20 protein-coding genes are annotated in these 18,988 nt (G+C 65.7%); 11 read left to right on the top strand and 9 right to left on the bottom strand.

Annotated elements, in window-relative coordinates; translation table 11 throughout:
• Positions 1-62: 62 nt before the first annotated feature.
• Both PUN71_RS09295 and PUN71_RS09290 read right to left on the bottom strand, forming a co-directional pair.
• Positions 63-998, bottom strand: a complete 936-nt coding sequence (locus PUN71_RS09295; RefSeq protein WP_043451606.1) for a pullulanase X25 domain-containing protein — start codon at positions 996-998, stop codon at positions 63-65.
• Between the two features lie 260 nt (positions 999-1,258).
• Complete coding sequence (locus tag PUN71_RS09290; RefSeq protein ID WP_277798152.1) at positions 1,259-2,320, bottom strand: adenosine deaminase; 1,062 nt, start codon at positions 2,318-2,320, stop codon at positions 1,259-1,261.
• 309 nt (positions 2,321-2,629) lie between these two features.
• On the opposite strand from PUN71_RS09290, the gene PUN71_RS09285 reads away from it, so the two are divergent.
• Complete coding sequence (locus tag PUN71_RS09285) at positions 2,630-3,271, top strand: LysM peptidoglycan-binding domain-containing protein (RefSeq protein WP_277798151.1); 642 nt, start codon at positions 2,630-2,632, stop codon at positions 3,269-3,271.
• A gap of 182 nt (positions 3,272-3,453) precedes the next feature.
• On the opposite strand, the gene PUN71_RS09280 is transcribed toward PUN71_RS09285, so the two are convergent.
• Positions 3,454-4,041, bottom strand: coding sequence for a hypothetical protein (locus PUN71_RS09280; protein ID WP_277798150.1), 588 nt, complete (start codon positions 4,039-4,041; stop codon positions 3,454-3,456).
• A 156-nt stretch (positions 4,042-4,197) separates the two neighbouring features.
• Between PUN71_RS09280 and PUN71_RS09275 the strand changes: the two genes are divergently transcribed.
• The 5 genes from PUN71_RS09275 to PUN71_RS09255 all read left to right on the top strand — a co-directional run bounded on the left by PUN71_RS09275 (position 4,198) and on the right by PUN71_RS09255 (position 8,119).
• The gene (locus tag PUN71_RS09275; protein ID WP_043451603.1) at positions 4,198-5,118 is read left to right on the top strand and encodes an MSMEG_6728 family protein; all 921 of its coding nucleotides are present in this window, start codon (positions 4,198-4,200) and stop codon (positions 5,116-5,118) included.
• Between the two features lie 3 nt (positions 5,119-5,121).
• On the top strand, positions 5,122-5,982 hold the full coding sequence (locus tag PUN71_RS09270) for an SDR family oxidoreductase (protein WP_277798149.1): 861 nt from the start codon (positions 5,122-5,124) through the stop codon (positions 5,980-5,982).
• Positions 5,983-6,050: 68 nt separating this feature from the next.
• A complete protein-coding gene (locus tag PUN71_RS09265; RefSeq protein ID WP_277798148.1) occupies positions 6,051-6,437 on the top strand; it encodes a DUF1622 domain-containing protein in 387 nt (128 codons plus the stop codon).
• A 28-nt stretch (positions 6,438-6,465) separates the two neighbouring features.
• Positions 6,466-7,245, top strand: a complete 780-nt coding sequence (locus tag PUN71_RS09260; RefSeq protein WP_277798147.1) for an isocitrate lyase/PEP mutase family protein — start codon at positions 6,466-6,468, stop codon at positions 7,243-7,245.
• A gap of 61 nt (positions 7,246-7,306) precedes the next feature.
• The gene (locus tag PUN71_RS09255; RefSeq protein ID WP_277798146.1) at positions 7,307-8,119 is read left to right on the top strand and encodes a YqjF family protein; all 813 of its coding nucleotides are present in this window, start codon (positions 7,307-7,309) and stop codon (positions 8,117-8,119) included.
• Here the strand turns inward: PUN71_RS09255 and PUN71_RS09250 are convergent.
• Both PUN71_RS09250 and PUN71_RS09245 read right to left on the bottom strand, forming a co-directional pair.
• Complete coding sequence (locus PUN71_RS09250; RefSeq protein WP_277798145.1) at positions 8,116-8,451, bottom strand: hypothetical protein; 336 nt, start codon at positions 8,449-8,451, stop codon at positions 8,116-8,118. The two genes, PUN71_RS09255 and PUN71_RS09250, sit on opposite strands and share 4 nt — an antisense overlap.
• Before the next feature lie 75 nt (positions 8,452-8,526).
• Positions 8,527-11,007 carry a Tex family protein gene (locus tag PUN71_RS09245; protein ID WP_277798144.1) on the bottom strand — a complete coding sequence of 827 codons (2,481 nt, stop codon included), beginning with the start codon at positions 11,005-11,007 and terminating at the stop codon, positions 8,527-8,529.
• Positions 11,008-11,135: 128 nt separating this feature from the next.
• Here PUN71_RS09245 and PUN71_RS09240 point away from each other — a divergent pair, with 128 nt between their 5' ends.
• The gene (locus PUN71_RS09240) at positions 11,136-11,453 is read left to right on the top strand and encodes a hypothetical protein (RefSeq protein ID WP_043451585.1); all 318 of its coding nucleotides are present in this window, start codon (positions 11,136-11,138) and stop codon (positions 11,451-11,453) included.
• 233 nt (positions 11,454-11,686) lie between these two features.
• On the opposite strand, the gene PUN71_RS09235 is transcribed toward PUN71_RS09240, so the two are convergent.
• The 4 genes from PUN71_RS09235 to PUN71_RS09220 form a co-directional block, all read right to left on the bottom strand.
• Positions 11,687-12,757 (bottom strand): alkene reductase, encoded by a 1,071-nt coding sequence (locus PUN71_RS09235; RefSeq protein ID WP_277798143.1) that lies wholly within the window; start codon positions 12,755-12,757, stop codon positions 11,687-11,689.
• A 118-nt stretch (positions 12,758-12,875) separates the two neighbouring features.
• The gene (locus tag PUN71_RS09230; RefSeq protein ID WP_277798214.1) at positions 12,876-13,478 is read right to left on the bottom strand and encodes a PKD domain-containing protein; all 603 of its coding nucleotides are present in this window, start codon (positions 13,476-13,478) and stop codon (positions 12,876-12,878) included.
• Positions 13,479-13,863: 385 nt separating this feature from the next.
• Positions 13,864-14,397 carry a DUF6318 family protein gene (locus PUN71_RS09225; protein WP_277798142.1) on the bottom strand — a complete coding sequence of 178 codons (534 nt, stop codon included), beginning with the start codon at positions 14,395-14,397 and terminating at the stop codon, positions 13,864-13,866.
• Positions 14,398-14,741: 344 nt separating this feature from the next.
• Positions 14,742-16,469, bottom strand: a complete 1,728-nt coding sequence (locus PUN71_RS09220) for a purine-cytosine permease family protein (RefSeq protein WP_277798141.1) — start codon at positions 16,467-16,469, stop codon at positions 14,742-14,744.
• Between the two features lie 212 nt (positions 16,470-16,681).
• On the opposite strand from PUN71_RS09220, the gene bioB reads away from it, so the two are divergent.
• From bioB to PUN71_RS09205, 4 genes are read left to right on the top strand one after another with little or no spacing between them, the layout of a single operon-like run.
• Positions 16,682-17,701: a biotin synthase BioB gene (gene bioB, locus PUN71_RS09215; RefSeq protein WP_277798140.1), complete on the top strand. Its 1,020-nt coding sequence runs from the start codon at positions 16,682-16,684 to the stop codon at positions 17,699-17,701.
• A complete protein-coding gene (bsaP, locus tag PUN71_RS23165) occupies positions 17,698-17,982 on the top strand; it encodes a biotin synthase auxiliary protein BsaP (RefSeq protein WP_502860380.1) in 285 nt (94 codons plus the stop codon). The genes bioB and bsaP overlap by 4 nt, the downstream gene beginning before the upstream one ends.
• 52 nt (positions 17,983-18,034) lie before the next feature.
• A complete protein-coding gene (locus PUN71_RS09210; protein WP_043451570.1) occupies positions 18,035-18,469 on the top strand; it encodes a pyridoxamine 5'-phosphate oxidase family protein in 435 nt (144 codons plus the stop codon).
• A 19-nt stretch (positions 18,470-18,488) separates the two neighbouring features.
• Positions 18,489-18,962 (top strand): very short patch repair endonuclease, encoded by a 474-nt coding sequence (locus tag PUN71_RS09205; protein WP_043451568.1) that lies wholly within the window; start codon positions 18,489-18,491, stop codon positions 18,960-18,962.
• The last annotated feature ends 26 nt before the right edge of the window (positions 18,963-18,988 follow it).

Here is an 18,988-nt window from a genome sequence, read left to right as displayed (position 1 = left end):
CTGCATGCTGGAACCTCCAGAACGGCAGTTGGCGCTACCCGGTTGGGCGGGAGGGCAACCCGTTAGTTGATGGTGATGTCGCGGGTGGCGTGGTTATAGCGGATGGTCACCGTGCCGCCGGCGTGGTGCAGTTCGTGGTTGGGGCCATCGAACGTGCCGAACGCGCCGTAGTTCTCAGCCCAGGAACGGTTCAGGGCGATCTTGAACGTGTAGTACCCGGCCGGCAGTTCGGCGCTCTTCTTCCAGAGCTGTTCCAGGAAGTCGAACTCCATCTGGGCCTCGTCGTACTGCGGCGCCCAGTTCTCGGGGGCACCCAGGATGGTGTTGAAGTCACCCGCCACGGCCACGGCCTCCGGCTGCGGCAGGGTCTCGACGTCCGCGTCCTCGAACGGCTCTGCGGGTGCGGATGACCCGGCAGGTGCAGTCCCGGCCTTGTCTTTGGCGGTGGACTTCTTGCGGACGGCCTTGACCACAGGCTCAACGGCGTCTTCGATGGCCTTGGCTGCCTTGCCCACGGCGGAGGCGGCCTTCTTGGCCGGAGCCTTCCTGGCAGCCTTCTTCGGGGCTTCCTCCTTGGCGGGGACCTCCAGCGTTGCTGCTGCAGCGGAGACCGGGCGGACAAAGCCCTCGGGAGCCGTGGGAACCGGGGTATCGGCGGGGACCGGCGTGCCGGCGTCGAGCGCCGCCGCGAAGGAGTCAGCGTCAGGGAAGGCCACCGTGGCGCGCATGCCGTCCTCGGTAATGGTCCAGCCCGAGCGGCCCTTGATCAGCCAGCCCGCCTTGACCAGCTTGGCAGTGGCCGAGGTGAGCGTCTTGTGCCCCCGCGGGATTCCGCCGCTGAGAAGTTCCGCCTCGTGCTCGTTGAACGGCACCCGGGCCGTCGCTTCCGCCAGCACCTGGCCGGCGTTCAGGGCATCGCCGGACCACACGCCTTCGGTCAGGACATCCAGCACGGTCTTGAGTCGAAGGTAGGTGTTCTCTGCGGTGGACTTGGCCATGATTCCCCTTATATAAAAGCGATCGGTCTTAGGCATCTTGCCAACTGCCCGTTAAATCGCGCGACTTTAATTGGTTAACTCTGCGTGTCGTGACCGACTGTGAAGCGGATTATGCCGCAAATGAGGCTGAGGTCTCGGGTAAGGGCTGTCTGCATAACCCTTTAAGCGCCGGCATGGGTGCCGCACCGCACTCCCGGACACGCCTGCGGCACCAGTTTACCGGCCCCGCGGCCCGGCTGTTGCGCCCGACACAGCAGCCGTCAGTCGGACACTTCCCGGCCGTTCAGCTCGGCCAGCAGCTCCGCCTTCCGCTCCTCCGAAGCAAAGGAGGAATGGATGGAATTCGCGGCCAGCCGGGCCCTGTCGAAGTCGGAGAGGTCAAAGACGGCGGTGAGCTGGGTGAAGTTGTCGTCCACGTAGCCGCCGAAGTAGGCAGGGTCGTCGCTGTTCACGGAAACATTGAGTCCCGCGGCGAGCATCGCAGGCAGGGGATGATCGGCCAGGGTGTCGACGGTCCGCAGGCGGACGTTGGACAACGGGCAGACCGTCAGGGGGATCCGTGCGTCCACGAGCCGCTCCACCAGGTCGGGATCGTCCATGCAGCGGATGCCGTGGTCGATCCGCTCCACACCCAGGATGTCCAGGGCCTCCGTGATGTACGACGCCGGGCCCTCTTCCCCGGCGTGCGCCGTCAGCCGCAGCCCGGCCTCGCGCGCCTTCGCATAGAGCCGCTCAAACTTCGACGGCGGGTTCCCCACTTCGGCCGAGTCCAGGCCGATGGCGCCGATCGGCGCATCCATGGCCAGCAGGCGGTCCAGGACCTCCAGCGCGGCATCCTCGGGCAGGTCGCGCAGGAAGGCCGCGATCAGGATGGTGGAGATTCCGTAGTCCTGCTCCGATGTGGCAAGCACCGAGGCAACGCCCCTGACGCAGGCTTCAAGGGGAATGCCCCTCGATATATGGGCCTGCGGATCCATCATGATTTCCGCGTGCCGGACCCCGGCGGCGGCCGCCCGCTCCAGGTAGGCACGGGTCATGTCCGCAAAATCCTGCTCGGTTTGCAGCACGGCCATGTTGGCGTAGTAGAGGTCAAGGAAGGACTGGAGGTCCGTGAACTCATACTTTTCGCGGAGTTCATCCAGGCCCGAATACGGCAGGGCAATGCCGTTGCGCCGGGCCAGGTCAAAGATGAGCTCCGGCTGCAGCGTGCCCTCGATATGCAGGTGAAGTTCGGCCACCGGGAGGGGCTGGGCAGGGACTGCGGGTTCCGCAGAATCCGTTTCGTTTTCGGGCATGGTGCTGCCGCCGGCAAAGTTGTCCATCCGGTCAGGATAGTGCCCCTCCCGGGTTTGTGCCTTCCGGGCAATCCGGGCGGATGCTTCCCCACGGGCCACGGGCCCCGTGCATCAGAGCGCCACGCCTGCCGGTATCCCGATTTGATAACACCCAAACGATGACCTAGCGTGAAATACATGCCCGCCAGGCGGGCTTTTTGATTGCCCGGTGCTGCCTTCACCAGAACTGCCCAGCGGCAGCAGCCGACAGTGACCTCTATTCGTCAGGGGCGGGCAGTGGCGCGACGATCTCCGGGGACGGAAGCAGCGCTGGTGGCCTTCAGGAGCATCACCATAATGAAAAACACCAAGTTCCGTACTGCCGCACGCCGCGGAGTCACCCTGGCCGCCGTCTCCGCGGCAGGTTTGGCCCTCTCAGCCACGGCGGCCAATGCAGCGACCCCCACGTCCACGTGGGATGCACTCGCGCAGTGCGAAAGCGGCGGCAACTGGTCCATCAACACGGGCAATGGCTTCTCCGGCGGCCTGCAGTTCACCTCCAGTACCTGGGCGGCCTACGGCGGCACCGGTTCCCCCGCCGACGCCAGCCGTGAACAGCAGATCGCGGTGGCCGAGCGGGTCCAGGCTTCCCAGGGCTGGGGTGCCTGGCCGTCCTGCGCCTCACAGCTCGGCTTGAGCGGTGGCGGCGGAGCGCCGGTCCAGAGCGCACCAGTACAGAGCGCACCCGTCCAGGCTGCTCCCGCGCAAAGCATCCAGGTGCAGAGCGCGCCGGCCAAGCCGGCTCCGGCACCGCGGCACGCAACCTCGGTTCCCCTCAGCGGTGAGACCTACACCCTGCAGGCCGGGGATACCTTGAGCATCGTGGCCGACAAGCTGGGCATCCCGGGCGGCTGGCAGCACCTTGCCGACGCGAACCTGGATACCATTTCGGATCCGAACCTCGTGTTCGAGGGACAGGTTATCCAGCTTCCCGCGTAACGGTCGTTGACCGTGTCCAGCGGCTTGGCCCGCTTCCGCCTTGGAAAGGCGACACAGACAGGTCGGCGATAGACAAATTCCGTTGACCAAAAGACGACGCCGGCACACCCCCACGAGGGATGTGCCGGCGTCGTTCTTTAATTCCTTCTTCCCTGCCGCAGGAAGCGGCCAGGGCAGGGATATCAGCTGGCGTGCAGCTCCCGGACGATCCGCACCTTCCATGCGGATTCATCGCTGGTGTCCAGCAGCGCGACGGTGCCGTGCGCAAGGTTCAGGGCGACCCGCTTTACGGCGAGCAGCTCAAGGTAGAGGTGCTCGTTCATCCGGCTGGGGGTGTCGATCATGTACTTCACGGCGTCCCGGACCTTGCGGTAGTTGGCGCTGCGTTCGCGGTGCATGTGCAGTTCAAGGGCGGACCGCTGCTTGAGCCGCGGCTCGTGCCGGTTGAGCAGCGTGACGGCGGTGTGCACGGCGACGACGAGCGTGAGCGAAACACCGTAGATCCACCAGCCGCTGGAGAGCAGGAAGAGCGGCAGGTTGCCGATGGCCACGAGCGCGATCACCACCCGGAGGGCAGCAATGCGGCGGACCGTCCTGGCGACGGTAGCCATGCCGTCGCGGAAGCGGTGCTGGTCCTTCCGGGCGGCGGCAGGATCGATGGTGAACTCGTCAAGAACCAGGATTCCCTGGGCTTCAGGGCCCAGCATCTGCCCGTACCGGGGCAGGGCAGCGGGGACATGGTCGACGGCTTTGTCAGGTGTAAATGTCATGAGAGAGCTTCCAAAACGCGGGGGTGGTTGCGGCGATCTTAGTGGCTTAACCTGGGAGCCGTATGTATGCGTCCACTATTTGGACAGCGCCCGGTGCCGTGCGTGGTCCCGCGCACTGTAATTGGAACATCCGCCGCATGCCGTCAGACTGAATAGATGCAAACCTTCCTCCCGTACCCTGACTTCCGCCAAAGCGCCAAAGCCCTGGACACAGCACGGCTGGGCAAGCAGCGGGTTGAAGCGCTGCAGACCCTCCGCGCCCTGGTGATTCCCGGCTATGGGTGGCAGACGCACCCTGCGATCCGCATGTGGATGGGCCACGTGCCCGCGCTCACGATGTATGGGCTGGCCATGGTGGATGAATGGATCGAACGGGGCCACCCCGACAACACCCGGGCGAACATCGCCGAGTTCGCCCCGCAGGCTGCCCACCCCGACTATGCCGCGAAGATTGTCATGCCGCCGTGGCTCGGGGATCCCGACTTCCACCTCAGCCACCGGTCCAAGCTGGTCCACAAGGAACCCAAGTTCTACACGTCTGTCTTTACGGATGCGATTCCAGACATGGACTATGTCTGGCCGGAGCCGCGCCATGAGTTTCTTCCGCAGGAGCCTGAGGGAGACATCCTGTGGATCCTGCGGGAGCCGTACGACGAGGTCGATCCCCAGTCGCTCAACACGGTGGCGCTGCCACCGGTGAACCGCAAGGCTGCCGAGGCGGCAGCCATGGCAGGCGGGGATGACGGGTACTCCCCCGTTTATGTGGACGACGGGTCCCGCCGTCCTTCCCGCGCCCCAAAGAAGGCGCCCCCGAAGCCGCAGGCAAAGAAGCCCACCCGCAAGCGGCTTGCGCAGGAAGAGGCTTTCCGGACCCTTCCCGGAAAGACGCCCGTGGCGGTCCCCTTCGAGAACGGGTCCAGGTTCGCGTTGGGACACGTCGTGGGCCGTCCCATCACCCTTGATGATGGCCGGTTCGGCAGGAACTTCGACGTCCTGGAGATCATCGACCGTTCTGCGTTCGCCTACCCCGCCCTCCTGCAGGACCCGCGCGTTTTCTTCCCGGTGGAGGCACCGTAGCCAATGACGATTCTCATGGCGGGCTGCGGTGACCTGGGCACCGAGGCAGGGCTCCGTTTCGCTGCTTCGGGCCACAGGGTCGTGGGCTGGCGCCGGACCCCCGGAAAACTGCCGGCGGCCATCGAAGGCGCCGCGGCGGACCTGGGATCGCCGGACCTGCCGCCAGTCCCGGCGGACACCACCGCCGTCGTCATCGCTGTTGCTGCCGACTCCCCTACCGAGGAGGCGTACCGGGCAGCGTATGTAGACGGGGTGGCCCATGTCCTCGACGCGCTGGAGCGCGACAAGGTGACGCCGGACAGGATCCTGTTCGTGTCCTCGACGGCGGTCTACGGGGACGCAGGCGGGGGCTGGGTGGATGAATCCACTAAGCCCGAACCCGGCGGCTTCTCGGGGCGGATGCTGCTGGAGGCGGAAGACCTGCTGCAGGCCCGGCTCGCCGGAACCGGCACTTCCAGCACCTCGCTGCGGCTTGGCGGCATCTACGGGCCGGGCCGGACCCGGCTGATCGACCAAGTGCGGACGCAGTCCGCGGTCATCCCCAACGACGTGCGCTACACCAACCGCATCCACCGCGACGACGCCGCGGCCGCCATCGTCCATCTGGCCACGATGGAAGCAGCACCTGCGCCTGTCTACGTGGGTGTGGACAACGATCCCGCAGACCTGGGGACGGTATTGCGGTTCCTTGCGGCGGAACTGGGGCAGCCTTCGCCCCCGGTTGGCGACGCAGGCCGGGCCCGCGGAGGCAACAAGCGCTGCAGCAACCGCCTCCTCGGCAGCACCGGATTCACCTTCACGTTTCCCACCTTTCGGGAAGGGTACAGGGACGTTATCGCGGGGAACGGCGTCCGGCATCCATAACCGGCGCGGCCGTTCCCTGGTCACTGCCAGGCCGGCCGCGGCACGCCTGGCCCGAGTTGAGGCAGGGCATGGAGTTTCGGGAGATCATTGAGGCAGTCGGGCAGCTGGTCGATTTCGCGGGCGTTGCCGTCATGGTGGTCGGGGCCGTGGTGTCCCTCCCGCTGGCATTCCGCGGCCACCAGCCGCGGCAGCTGCCGCCCGGAGCAGGCAAACTGGGTTTCTACCGGTCCTACCGCCAATTGCTGGGACGGTCCATCCTCCTTGGCCTGGAACTGCTGGTCGCTGCCGATATCATCCGGACCGTTGCCGTCACGCCGACGTTCGAAAGCGTCGGGGTGCTGGCCATCATCGTGCTGATCAGGACATTCCTCAGCTTTTCTTTGGAACTGGAAATCACCGGCCGCTGGCCGTGGCAGAAGGACCCGGCTTCCGGCGCCGCCGCCCCCGCGGGGTAAGGTCCTGCCCGTCCGTTAGGCTTCAGCCATGACCGAATCCACCCGCGCCAAGGCATCCGAGTTGCTCCGCCTGCACGAGGCACCTGAGATCCTTCAGGTGGTCAATGTGTGGGACGTGGTAACCGCCAAAGTCATCACGGATGTGCCGGGCACCGCCGCCCTGGCCACCGCCAGCCACTCCATCGCTGCGACGCTGGGCTACGACGACGGCGAGAACATCCCTGTTGGCGAGATGATCGGCTTTGTGGGCCGCATCGCCGCTGCGACCCAGCTGCCGGTCAGCGCCGACCTCGAGTCGGGTTACGGAAACCCGGGCGAAACGGTAAGGCGGGCGATTGGAGTCGGAGTCGTCGGAGCGAACATCGAGGACCAGATGCGGCCGCTCGCAGATGCGGTCAACCAGATGTCGGCAGCAGTGCATGCAGGCGCCACCGAGGGAATCGACTTCGTTCTGAATGCCCGGACGGACGCCTTCCTCAAGGCCGGGGACCGGAACCGGGACGAGGTTGTTGCGGATGCCATAGCCCGTGGCAGGGCGTTCCTGGACGTCGGCGCCACCACCGTTTTCGTCCCCGGGCTGCTGGACGAGGCCACCGTCACCGCCTTGGTGGAGGGCATCGGCTGGAACAAGGTTTCAGTCATCAACGTGCCCGGCTCCCTGCCGCCGGCCAGGCTCCAGGAACTGGGCGTCGCCCGCATCTCATACGGACCGTGGACCCAGCGGGTGGCCCTGACGGCACTGGCGGACACGGCGGCAAGCCTTCTTGCCGGCGGCCAGCTTCCGGAGAACGCGCGTCCGCTGAACTAAGAGCTTCAACAGCCGTGCGCCAGAAGCCCGGTGATCCGGCCAAGCGAAGGAGTGGAAAGCCGTGAAGGCAAACTCGAATGCCGCCGAAATCTGGCCGCGGCCGCCCGGACTGCCCTCGCCGGTGTTTTCTGACCAACGCTGGCTGGACGCCATCTTCCTCCACTGGCGCATTCAGGAGTCAGTGGCGGCGGGATTCATGCCGGCCGGGGTCCGGCCGGACGTGTTCGACGGGAGTTCCTGGGTCGGGCTCATCGGTTTCCGCATGGAACAAGCCGGACTTGGGCATGGCCCGGGCATTCCGTACCTGGGCAGCTTCAACGAGGTCAACGTGCGGCTCTACTCACGCGGACCGGACGGAACCCGCGGCGTGGTGTTCCTCAGCCTCGACGCCAACCGGCTCCCCGTGGTCCTGGCAACCAGGGCGGCCGGAATACCCTACGTCTGGTCACGCATCCGGCACTGGCCGCCCTTTCCCGGTGGAGACGGTGACCTCCAGCAATCCGATTCAAGCGGACTCACCCTTGCCCGCAGCCTCGGGGATTTTCCCTTGGGCTACTCGGTGCGACGGTTCGGCCGCACGGCCGCCAGCAGCACCTTCGCCGTGGTTCCGCGCCTCGACACGGCCGCCGCTGACCCGTTGTCGGTCTTCCTGACTGCCAGGTTCGGCATGCACGGCCACTTCTTCGGACGAACCGCCTACATTCCCAACACGCACAATCCGTGGCCCCTGTTTGCCGCGGACGTCCACCAGTTCTCCGATGGGCTGGTGGGGGCGGCAGGAATCAGCGTCAGCGGACCGCCCGAGTCAGTCCTTTACTCCCCGGGCGTTCGGACAAGGTTCGGCCGGCCCCGCCTGGTGAACACTGCCGGCTAGAAGCCGGTGTCCTGCACGTCCTGCCAGCCCTGGCCTTCGCTGAAGGTGCTCACCAGGGTGCCAACGCCCGCCTGCAGGGAGTTGGACGGATCGTAGTACAGGGACGCTTCGGCGGCGCGGCTGTGGGAGATCAGCTGCTCCGCCTCAAGCTTCGCCTCGGGCACGGTGGCGCCCACAATGCCCGTGCGGGCCGGAAGGGCAGGAGTATGCACGACGTCGGCCCCGGTCTGGGTCAGCGGGATGGTGGTGCCGGAGTTGATCTCGTCGTGCGGGAACTCGAATTCGGCATCGCCGGGGGCGGCAGGAACGGTGTACTCCAGGAAATACGTCATACTCCACCCTTGCAGAAAACCCGTCCCGGCCAAAAGACCCGCCGGCTTCCCTTCCGGACTCCAGTACTGCCCTGGCTACTTTCCCAGCCCGGCCTTCCGCAGCGCCTCGGCCATCGCCGTGTTGACGGGCTGGGGTTTTGGAGCCGGCCGGCCACCGCCAGCCGCCCCCGGCCCGGGCCTTGCGGACTGTTGGCGGTCCGGGCGTCCGCCCCGCTCGCTCTTGCCGCCCCGGTCGGGCTTGCCGGCTGGCTCCGCCCTTCCGGTACGCTCCGCCTTTCCGCTACGCTCCGTCTTCCCGGCGCCTGGGCCGCGACGCCCTGAACCTGCACCGCCGCCCACCGGTTCGTCGTCGAGCCTCAAGGTCAGCGAGATCCGCTTGCGCTCCGGATCGGCCTCCAGCACCTTGACGCGGACAACCTGGCCGGACTTGACCACCTCGCGCGGGTCCGAGACAAAGTGGTTTGCAAGGGCAGAGACGTGGACCAGCCCGTCCTGGTGGACTCCCACGTCCACGAACGCGCCGAACGCCGCCACGTTGGTCACGGTGCCCTCGAGGATCATGCCGGGCACCAGGTCCGAGATCTTTTCAACCCCTTCGGAGAAGGTCGCGGCGGCGAAGGCGGGCCGGGGATCGCGTCCGGGCTTGTCCAGTTCGGCGAGGATGTCCCGGACGGTGGGCAGGCCGAAGGTGTCGTCAACGAACTTTTGCGGGTCCAGGGACGACGCCGGCGCCGAGCCCGCGGCAACCAGGATCTTCCGGGCCACCGCGTAGGCTTCCGGGTGCACGCTCGATGCGTCCAGGGGTTCCGCTCCCCCGGTAATCCTTAGGAAGCCGGCACACTGCTCGAACGCCTTGGCGCCCAGGCGGGGCACCTTCTTGAGGTCGGTGCGCCTGGTGAAGGGGCCGTGCTCGTTCCGGTAGGCCACAATGTTTTCACTCAGCAGGGGTCCGACGCCGGCCACCCGGCTGAGCAGCGCCGGCGATGCGGTGTTCACGTCGACTCCCACGGCGTTCACGCAGTCCTCCACCACTGCGTCCAGGCTGCGGTCGAGTTTCGACGCCGTCACGTCGTGCTGGTACTGCCCCACGCCGATGGACTTGGGGTCGATCTTGACGAGTTCGGCCAGTGGATCCTGCAGGCGGCGGGCGATGGAGACCGCGCCACGCAGCGACACGTCCATGCCCGGCAGTTCGGCGGCGGCGAGCGCCGAGGCGGAGTACACCGACGCGCCGGCCTCGGACACCACGAGTTTCTGCGGTTTCCGGTCCACTTCCGGCAGGAGCTTGATCAATTCTGCGGCCAGCTTGTCCGTCTCCCGTGACGCGGTTCCGTTGCCGATGGCCACCAGTTCGACGGCGTGCTGCCGCGCCAACCGGACCAGGGTGGCGAGGGCTTCGTCCCACTTCCGCGCCGGAGCATGCGGGTAGACGGTGTCCGTGGCCACCACCTTGCCGGTGCCGTCCACCACCGCAACTTTGACCCCGGTCCGCAGCCCCGGGTCAAGGCCGAGGGTGGGCCGGTTGCCGGCGGGAGCGGCCAGCAGGACGTCCCTGAGGTTGGCGGCAAACACGCGGACCGCCTCGTCCTCCGCTGCGGCGAACAGCCTGGCGCGGAGGTCGGAGGTGAGCCGGGCCAGGACGCGGGAACGCCAGGCCACCTGTGCTGTCTGCATCAGCCAGGCGTCGGCTGGCCGTCCGCGGTCGGCGACGCCGAGGAACCTGGCCACCGCTGACTCGTAGCGGGCGCGGGCGGCGGTGAGGGCGGCGTCGTCCGATGGGTCGGCTTCGGCGAGGTCCAGCTCAAGGATGCCGTCCTTCTCGCCGCGGAAGAGGGCCAGCACGCGGTGGGACGGCATGCGGTCCGGCGCCTGGGCGAACTGGAAGTAGTCCGCAAACTTCTGGCCTTCCGCTTCCTTGCCCTTCTTGACGCGCGACACCATCCGGCCCTGCGTCCACAGTCGGTCCCGCAGGGTGGCGGCGAGATCCGGATCCTGCGCCACGCGCTCAACCAGGATGGCCCGGGCGCCGGCGAGCGCGGCGGTGGTGTCACCGATGGAGTGCGCGGTGTCCAGGTACTTGGCGGCCTCCCGTTCAGGGTCCAGGTCCGGCCGCTTCAGGAGCGTCTCCGCGAGCGGCTCCAGCCCGGCCTCCCGGGCAATCTGTGCCTTGGTCCTGCGCTTGGATTTGAACGGCAGGTAGATGTCTTCAAGCCGGGACTTGGTGTCGGCCGCCAGGATGGCTTTGCGCAGTTCCGGGGTCAGCTGGCCTTGGGCATCAATCGCCTCAAGGACGGCACGACGGCGGTCGGCCAGTTCGCGGAGGTAGCGGAGCCGCTCCTCCAGGTCACGAAGCTGCGTGTCGTCCAGCGTCCCGGTGGCTTCCTTGCGGTACCGGGCGATGAACGGAACCGTCGAGCCGCCGTCGAGCAGGCCAACTGCTGCCTTCACCTGCCAGGGTTTCACGCCAAGCTCGGCAGCGATCTGGGCGTGGACCGCGTCCTCCCCCGATGCGCCGGAGGGGATGGAAGCGGGGGACGGTGCAGGCTGTTGGGTCACCTGAACATCTTGCCCTACAGGCCTTCCCGGCTCCACCGGAGGCGGGGGCGCCGGGAGCGCAGCAGGGCGGGGAGGTATTCCGTTGGGGCCATCAAAGTGCTGTAGTGGACATGCCGTTACCGGCGCCGATGCTCAAGGAAGAGGCCGTCATGCGTGAATTGCTTATGGTGTTCCAGGAGGGGTTCGACGACGCCAACATCACCGTGACCGTCAACGGCAAGGAGGTGCGCAGGGATCTTGGCGTGTCCACCAATCCGTTGCTCGGCATCGCCACCGAGGTGTCCGTGGAATTGCCGGCGAAGGGCGCGCAGGTGGGGGTCGAGGTTACCAACCGTGGTTTGAAGGCCATCACCAAGGTCAGCGGACGGCCCAAGAGCGTGCTGGTGTCCATCGAGGACGGGCGGCTGCTCATGAAGGAAGGCACCGGCCGTGAAGCCGTGCTTTAGGCCGCTCCAAGGGCTGGAAAAGTGCCTATGGTAAGAGTCCATTCGATGGAGTATCATCTGATCACCGCCGGCTTCCGCTGGAGTCCGGCGGGCCAACATAAGTCTTCAGCCGGGGGTCGTCGGATGGCCTCCCGGCATTGCTGACCGGGACCAGCACCCCGGACAGCCAGCGACGGCGGCACCCTCCGTGGGTGCCGCCGTCGTCGTCTGTTGCGTCCTGGCCGACGCGCCGTTTAGCCCTGGTAGGCCGGGTAATCCGTGTAGCCGGTGGCGCCCTCGGCGTAGAAGGTGGATGCGTCGGGCTCGTTGAGCGGAAGGCTTTCCTTCCAGCGGCGGGCAAGGTCCGGGTTTGCGATGGCGGGACGGCCCACCACAACTGCGTCCGCGTGTCCTTCGGACACGAGGTTTACGGCTTCTTCGCGCGTGGTGACGACGCCAAAGCCCGTGTTGACCAGGAAAGTGCCGCCGAACCGTGTGCGGAGATCCTGGACGAGGCCGCCGGTGGGTTCGTGGTGCAGGATGCTCAGGTAGGCCAGGTTGAGCGGCGCGATGCTGTCCACCAGGACTTCGTAGGTGGCACGGACGTCCGCGGCGTCGGTCTCGGCGATGCCCTGGACATTGTGTTCGGGCGAGATGCGCAGGCCTACGCGGTTGGCCCCAAGGGCTGCCACCACGGCGTTTACGGTTTCGATGACAAAGCGTGCCCGGTTCTCCGGCGATCCACCGTAGCTGTCAGTCCGAATGTTGGAGTTCGGGGCGAGGAATTCGTGCAGGAGGTAGCCGTTGGCTGAGTGCAGTTCCACGCCGTCGAAACCTGCCTCGATAGCGTTCAGCGACGCGTTGACGATCTCCTGGATGACCATGGGAAGTTCGTCGGTGGTCAAGGCCTCGGGCACGGGGTAAGGCTGCTTGCCTGCGGGAGTCCGGACAACGCCATCGATGGCCACGGCGCTGGGGGCGACGATCGGCAGGCCGCCGGTGATGTCCGAATGGGAAACCCGGCCGCCGTGCATTATTTGCGCGAACATGCGGCCGCCTTCGGCGTGTACGGCATCCGTGACCTTCTTCCAGGCGGCGACCTGCTCTTCGGTGACGATGCCGGGCTGGCCGGGGTACGCCTGCCCTGCAGGTGTGGGGTAGATCCCTTCGCTGACGATGAGCCCCAGGGAAGCGCGCTGGCGGTAGTGCTCGACCACGAGCGGACCGGGGATGCCCTTCTCACCCGCGCGGAGACGGGTGAGGGGTGCCATCACCAGCCGGTTGGGGAGTTCCAGTTCGCCGAGGGTGAGTGGGGAAAACAGCATGCGCAGTTCCTTTCGAAGGCTGAAGACGTACTGTCTGTGCCAACTGTGGGGCGCGTGCAACTATTCCTCGTTGGTCCCGGTGGGATGCGGATCACATCCTGCCGCCGTTGTCCTGCGGTCACCGTACAGCGCCTGGACACCCTTGGCCTTGGGGATTGGTGGTGCAGTCGTCGGCGTAGTTGCGGGTGAGGGACCGCCAGACGCTGATGGTCTGAGGCGGGGAAGTGAACTGGCCCTGGCCGGGGATGGGCAGCGGTGGTCCGGCATTCACGGAGTAGGTGCCCTGGAAAGAGGTGGTCAGGACAACCTGGAAATCCCCGGTGGATGCATAGGCGTGGCTGGTCCGGGTCTTTTCGCCCCACCGGTCCTGCGGCAAGGCACCGCCCATGGACGGCTGGGGACCAAAGACGGTGCCGTCGCCGTAGTTCCACGTGTACTGCACGGGTGTGGCCACCACGTGGACCTGCTGGCCGAACATGGTGACATCGAACTGCTGTTCAGCTGCTTCGGCATAGAAGTTGGTTTCGGCGCCGCGCAGGGTGTTCGGGCTGGGCTGCGCCACAACTTTGCCGGCATTGACCGGAAGATTCTGGAATTGGCGCTGGATGTCCGCGGCGATCCGGGGCAGCAGATCCTCCGGCTTGGGGTCGTAGAGGCACGTTGGTCCAGAGTGATGTGCCCAGACCGCACCCGGGACACCCCTGGGCCGCGACAGCCACATCACGGGAATACCCTTGGCGCCGTCCTCCCGGTCCTTGCAGTCGAGCTGGCGCGCGAGGCAAGGTGTGTCAAAGTCACCGCCGCCGAGATGGCACTGGAGTTCGTACTTGTACTCGTTGGGGTCAGTAGGGGTAGTCCCCTGTACTGGTCGAGAAAACTCGTCTTCCCCGGGGTTCTTCTGCCACCCGGCGACATCGGCGCCGCCTGAACTCCAATGAGCCTTTGGTGGCGGAGGACTTTCCTGCTTGATGAGAAGTGGATTTGTGCCCTCACTAACGAAGACTTCCGAAACTTGCAATTGCTGACTGGCCTGCGCCCCGCCCGCGAGAACCATTGAAGAACCCAGAAGTATCAAAGCCCAGCAGCGGAAGATGGATTTCATGTCATCAACCGACGATGGGCTCGATCGTTTGCACATACCAGGCCCCGTCCCGGAAAACGACCAACATGAGATTTCCCGAATCCGCTGGCTTTGGCTCCGTACTGTCCAGAGATTTGTCCGGGTTGTAATAGCTAAGTGCTTCTTGGGAGACCTGCACGGCGACTTGGTAGTTTCCATCGGCAGCTACCGCGAAAGTGGTGTTGACGGCAGGAGTTGTAACTTTCCCACCAGCCAGCCATCGCCCGTCTTGATGCCATCCCTCCTGTACCTGTTTGGCGCGCTCACACATGGTGCAATCCGGACCGGTGACCGCTGAGAGCGGTTTAGTGTCACCCGTTTCGTATCCATAACTGAGTAGCTGAAACCAGTACTTAGCGAACGCCTCGAGCCCTTCCTTCGTCTCCGTCTTGGCAACCTCCGGCAGTACCGGGACCGGCACGTTCTGGGCGGGGCCGGTGGCGTCAGCGGGCTTGTAGACGGCGCTCGGGGTGGGGGTGGGGGTCGGAGTCCCGGTGGCTGTGGGCGTCTCGGCAGCCACAGCGGATGAACTTCCACCATTCCCGGGAGAGTCCCCTGAATTGCAGCCGGCCATACCCAGGGAGAGACCAACAATAAGGGCTGCAGCACCGGACCGCGCATTGCGGGACGAAAGAAAGTTCTGTGATGTCATGGGCCGCTATTCCCCCAGTAGTTTCAAGACGGCTTGCTCCGAACAGTGACTTAAGGGTAGCCCAGGTCACAATAGGGCGATCAAACTTATCCACAGGCATTACCCCGTCCCGGTTCTACCATCGGGAACGCGACAGAAGAAGTCACAAAGGAAGCCGGCACACCGACGTGCACCGGCTTCCTGGTTTCCCCAAACGGGAAAAGATTGAATCGCTACTTCTGGCCTGGCAGCACCAACTCCCCTGTCTTATCCGTCGATAACGCGAGCGATGAGACATACTGGGGACCGCCGTCGGGCGCGTCCTGGGCCGAGCGCACCATGTCCGGCCGTTCAAACTCCAAACCCGTCACGTGGCACCGGAGCTTAGCGTCGCTGGGGTTCCCGTCGGCGTCGAACATCGGCAGATCGATCCCGTCGTCAAGCCGCCGAAGGTAGTACCGCCCACGGGTCAGGACGGCAAGGGCCGGCGGCAGGACCAGGGCCAGGCCCACGGCGAAAATGGGCGAATAGGGCTGGATGGCAGCACCAAACGCCCCGAAGAACACCGCGATGGAAACCCCTGCGGACACCAGCATGGACACGAAACCCACCGGGTTCACCGCATAGAGCATGCCGCGGCGGAACTCAGGCACCTTGGGGGAAATCTTGAGCAGATACTTATTGATGGCAATATCGGACGCCACCGTAACCACCCACGCCATGGCGCAGTTGGCGTAGAACCCGAGGATGGTGTTGAGGAAGTCGAACATATTGGCTTCCATCAGGACCAGTGCGATCAGCAGGTTCACCACCACGAACACCATCCGGCCCGGGTAGGTCTTGGTGATGCGGGTAAAGGAGTTGGTCCACGCCAACGAGCCGGAGTAGGCATTGGTGACGTTGATTTTGATCTGCGAAATGACCACCAGCACCACGGCCAGCGTCATGGCAAGCCAGGCCGGCATCATCTCCTGGTAGACGCCCAGGAACTGGTGCACCGGCTCATTCGCAGTGGCTGACGCAGCGGGATCGAGAGTGGCAATCAGGTAGATGGCGATGAACAGCCCGACGATCTGCTTGATCGCGCCAAAGATCACCCAGCCCGGTCCGGCGAGGATCACGGCCCTCCACCAGGCAGCCCGGTTGCCTTCGGTGCGCGGCGGCATGAACCGGAGGTAGTCGATCTGCTCCGCGATCTGCGCCATCAGGGACAGGCAGACGCCGGCGGCCAGCATGACGGACGCCAGGTTCGGCCCGCCGTCACCGGAAGCGCCCGTGTAGGCGAAGAAGCTGTCGATGCTCCCGGGATGCGAAATCAGCAGATATCCCACCGGTACTACCATCAGCAGCAGCCACAGCGGAGTAGTCCACACCTGCAGCTTGGCCAGCGTGTTCATGCCGTAGATCACCAGCGGGATGATGATCACCGTGGACGCGGCGTACCCAAGCCACTGCGGGACGCCCAGCCCCAGCTCCAGCCCCTGCGCCATGATGGAGCCCTCGAGCGCAAAGAAGATAAACGTGAAAGTTGCGAAGATGACGTTGGTGACCACCGACCCGTAGTAGCCGAAGCCCGAGCCGCGGGTGATCAGGTCGAGGTCGATGTTGTAGCGGGCCGCGTAGTACGCCAGGGGAAAGCCCGTGGCGAAGATGACGACGGCGGCCACCAGGATTCCGAGGATTGCGTTGACCGTGCCGTACGAGATGCCGATGTTGGCCCCGATGGAGAAGTCGGCCAGGTAGGCGATGCCGCCCAGCGCGCTGGTGGCCACTACTCCGGCGCTCCATTTCCGGTAGGAGCGCGGCGCGAACCTGAGCGTGTAATCCTCAAGGCTTTCCTTGGTGGCGTTGAGCGCGGCAGTGTTGCCCGCCGCGGCAGAAGCGGGAGAACGCCCGACGGCGGGGCCCCCGGCGGGTGCCGCCCGTTCCAGTAGTTGCGGGGTGTCCAGGTCCTGGCTCATATGCTGCCTCTTTCAGTGGAGGGGGAAGATCTCGAACCGACGGTAGCCAGCGGAAACGACAGGGCGGTCACGCCGCTGTTTCGAGGGCGTTAAGCATTGACCGAATGTGTCAACAAATCCTTCGGGCGTCCCTTGTGGACAGCCGACAAAAAACGCCGGCGGCAGTGGAACTAGCGTCGGAAAGAGAATTCCCGGCGAACCAAAGGACAGCGATGACAACCTCTCTTCGACCGCAGGACCGCTCAATCCTGGAAAATGCGCGGCGGCAGGTCCTGGACCAAGGTGTGGGTCTGGCCGAAGAACAGCTGCTGGACGTCCTCCGCCTCCCCGACGACGTGCTCCCGGACATCCTGGAACTGGCCCACCAGGTCCGGCTGCGGCACTGCGGTGACGAGGTGGAGGTGGAGGGCATCATCTCGATCAAGACCGGCGGTTGCCCCGAGGACTGCCACTTCTGCAGCCAGTCCGGGGTCTTCGACTCCCCCGTGCGCGGCGTCTGGCTCGACATCCCGGAACTGGTCAGGGCCGCCAAGGAAACCGCCGCCGCCGGTGCCACCGAGTTCTGCATCGTCGCCGCTGTCCGGGGGCCGGACATCAAACTCATGAACCAGGTCAAGTTCGCCATTGACCGCATCAGGCAGGAAGTGGACATCAACATCGCCTGTTCCCTGGGCATGCTCACCCCGCGCCAGGTGGACCAGCTGGCTTCCTGGGGCGTCCACCGCTACAACCACAACCTGGAGACCGCCCGCAGCTACTTCCCGCAGGTAGTCACCACCCACACCTATGAGGAACGGCTGGAAACCTGCGCCATGGTCAAGGACGCCGGCATGGAACTGTGCTGCGGCGCCCTGATCGGCATGGGCGAAAGCCTGGAGCAGCGCGCCGAACTCGCCGCCCAGCTTGCGGCACTGGAACCGCACGAGGTTCCGCTGAACTTCCTCAATCCGCGGCCGGGCACACCCCTGCAGGACCAGCCGACCATGAATGGAAAAGACGCCCTGCGGGCCATTGCCGCCTTCCGGCTGGCGATGCCCCGCACCGTGCTGCGCTACGCCGGCGGCCGGGAGCTCACCCTCGGGGACCTCGGCACCCGCGACGGCCTGCTGGGTGGCATCAACGCCGTCATCGTCGGCAACTACCTCACCACCCTGGGCCGCCCCGCCACGGCCGACCTGAACCTGCTGGTGGACCTGAACATGCCCATCAAGGAACTGCAGAAGACGCTGTGAGCACCTCCTCCCCGCCTCCCGCGGCACCCGCGGCACCCGCCCCATTCTGCGAACTCTGCGGCCTTCCCGTGGAGCCGCCCACCCGGCAGGAGGGCGCCCACCAAGAGGACACGCACGACGGCGGCCACGCACCGGCGTCGTACCTTCACTCCAGGTGCGCTGACCTTCTCCAACTGGAACCTCCGCGCTTCTGCGCCGCCTGCGGCCGCAGGCTGAAGGTCCAGGTCTCCCCGATGGGCTGGTGGGCCAGCTGCAGCCGGCACGGAGTAAACGGGCCGTAAAGGGGCCTTCCGGCCTCTGGTGCCTTCCGGTCCGGCTGGGAAGAATGGCCGCATGATGTTTGAACATGCAGACGGCAATCCCGTCCTGGAACTCGACGATGAGCAGTCGTGGCGGCTCCTGGCCGCCACCCAACATGGCCGCCTGGTGGTTTCCGTCGCGGGGGAACCAGACATCTTCCCGGTGAACTACGTGACCTCACACCGGAAGCTTTACCTGCGCACAGCGCCCGGGAACAAGCTCGCGCAACTGACCATCAACGAGCGCGTGCTGTTCGAAACCGACGGCATCCTGTCCCAGGAAGCCTGGTCCGTCATCCTTCGGGGCACCGCACGGGTCCTCAGCAACTCCGATGAGCTCGCCGCCATCGAAGGGCTCGGCCTGAAGACCTGGGTGCCCACCCTGAAGGACTTTTACGTGGAGATCGAGCCGACGTCCGTCAGCGGCCGGCACTTCGTGTTCGGCGAACAACCGGAGCGGGAGATCTAGGCGCTCCTAGACTGGAGGAATGCCGGACAATTCCAGCGCGGAGAAGGCCACCGCTGACAAGCTGACCCCCGAGCAGCGCAGCTGGAACATGTCCCGGATCCGCGGCAAGAACACCAAACCCGAACTGCTGGTCCGGCGGCTCCTGCATGCCAAGGGCTACCGCTACCGCCTGCATGGCACATCCGGCGGCCGCAAGCTGCCGGGCAACCCGGACCTCGTCTTCGCCGGCCGGCACAAGGTGATCTTCGTGAACGGCTGCTTTTGGCATTTCCACGACTGCAGGGTGGGCCGGCACGCACCCAAAGCCAACGCGGATTTCTGGGCCGCAAAGCGCACCCGGACCCGGGAGCGCGACGCCGGCCAGCGCCGGCAGCTGGAAGACGCCGGCTGGGAAGTGCTGACCGTCTGGGAATGCGAGTTGAAGGACCGTTCAGCTCTCGAAGCCCAGCTGGTGCGTTTCCTGGAGGCCGGCGCCCGACCTGTGGAATCTTGAGCCAATCTTCAGCTGACGCCGCCGCT

This window comes from Arthrobacter sp. NQ7, from assembly GCF_029581595.2.
Taxonomy (GTDB): domain Bacteria; phylum Actinomycetota; class Actinomycetes; order Actinomycetales; family Micrococcaceae; genus Arthrobacter; species Arthrobacter phenanthrenivorans_B.
Note: the sequence above shows the minus strand (reverse complement) of the source record. Positions and strands in the feature narration are given on the sequence as shown.

Excerpts from the sequence above, each read along its gene's own strand:
- PUN71_RS09295 (WP_043451606.1), bottom strand. The coding sequence starts at position 998 with ATGGCCAAGTCCACCGCAGAGAACACCTACCTTCGACTCAAGACCGTG.
- PUN71_RS09260 (WP_277798147.1), top strand. The coding sequence starts at position 6,466 with ATGACCGAATCCACCCGCGCCAAGGCATCCGAGTTGCTCCGCCTGCAC.
- PUN71_RS09235 (WP_277798143.1), bottom strand. The coding sequence starts at position 12,757 with ATGCTGTTTTCCCCACTCACCCTCGGCGAACTGGAACTCCCCAACCGG.
- PUN71_RS09265 (WP_277798148.1), top strand. The coding sequence starts at position 6,051 with ATGGAGTTTCGGGAGATCATTGAGGCAGTCGGGCAGCTGGTCGATTTC.
- PUN71_RS09270 (WP_277798149.1), top strand. The coding sequence starts at position 5,122 with ATGACGATTCTCATGGCGGGCTGCGGTGACCTGGGCACCGAGGCAGGG.
- PUN71_RS09250 (WP_277798145.1), bottom strand. The coding sequence starts at position 8,451 with ATGACGTATTTCCTGGAGTACACCGTTCCTGCCGCCCCCGGCGATGCC.
- PUN71_RS09285 (WP_277798151.1), top strand. The coding sequence starts at position 2,630 with ATGAAAAACACCAAGTTCCGTACTGCCGCACGCCGCGGAGTCACCCTG.
- PUN71_RS09210 (WP_043451570.1), top strand. The coding sequence starts at position 18,035 with ATGATGTTTGAACATGCAGACGGCAATCCCGTCCTGGAACTCGACGAT.
- PUN71_RS09280 (WP_277798150.1), bottom strand. The coding sequence starts at position 4,041 with ATGACATTTACACCTGACAAAGCCGTCGACCATGTCCCCGCTGCCCTG.
- PUN71_RS09230 (WP_277798214.1), bottom strand. The coding sequence starts at position 13,478 with ATGTGGCTGTCGCGGCCCAGGGGTGTCCCGGGTGCGGTCTGGGCACAT.
- PUN71_RS09240 (WP_043451585.1), top strand. The coding sequence starts at position 11,136 with ATGCTCAAGGAAGAGGCCGTCATGCGTGAATTGCTTATGGTGTTCCAG.
- PUN71_RS09220 (WP_277798141.1), bottom strand. The coding sequence starts at position 16,469 with ATGAGCCAGGACCTGGACACCCCGCAACTACTGGAACGGGCGGCACCC.
- PUN71_RS09290 (WP_277798152.1), bottom strand. The coding sequence starts at position 2,320 with ATGGACAACTTTGCCGGCGGCAGCACCATGCCCGAAAACGAAACGGAT.
- PUN71_RS09275 (WP_043451603.1), top strand. The coding sequence starts at position 4,198 with ATGCAAACCTTCCTCCCGTACCCTGACTTCCGCCAAAGCGCCAAAGCC.
- PUN71_RS09205 (WP_043451568.1), top strand. The coding sequence starts at position 18,489 with ATGCCGGACAATTCCAGCGCGGAGAAGGCCACCGCTGACAAGCTGACC.
- bioB (WP_277798140.1), top strand. The coding sequence starts at position 16,682 with ATGACAACCTCTCTTCGACCGCAGGACCGCTCAATCCTGGAAAATGCG.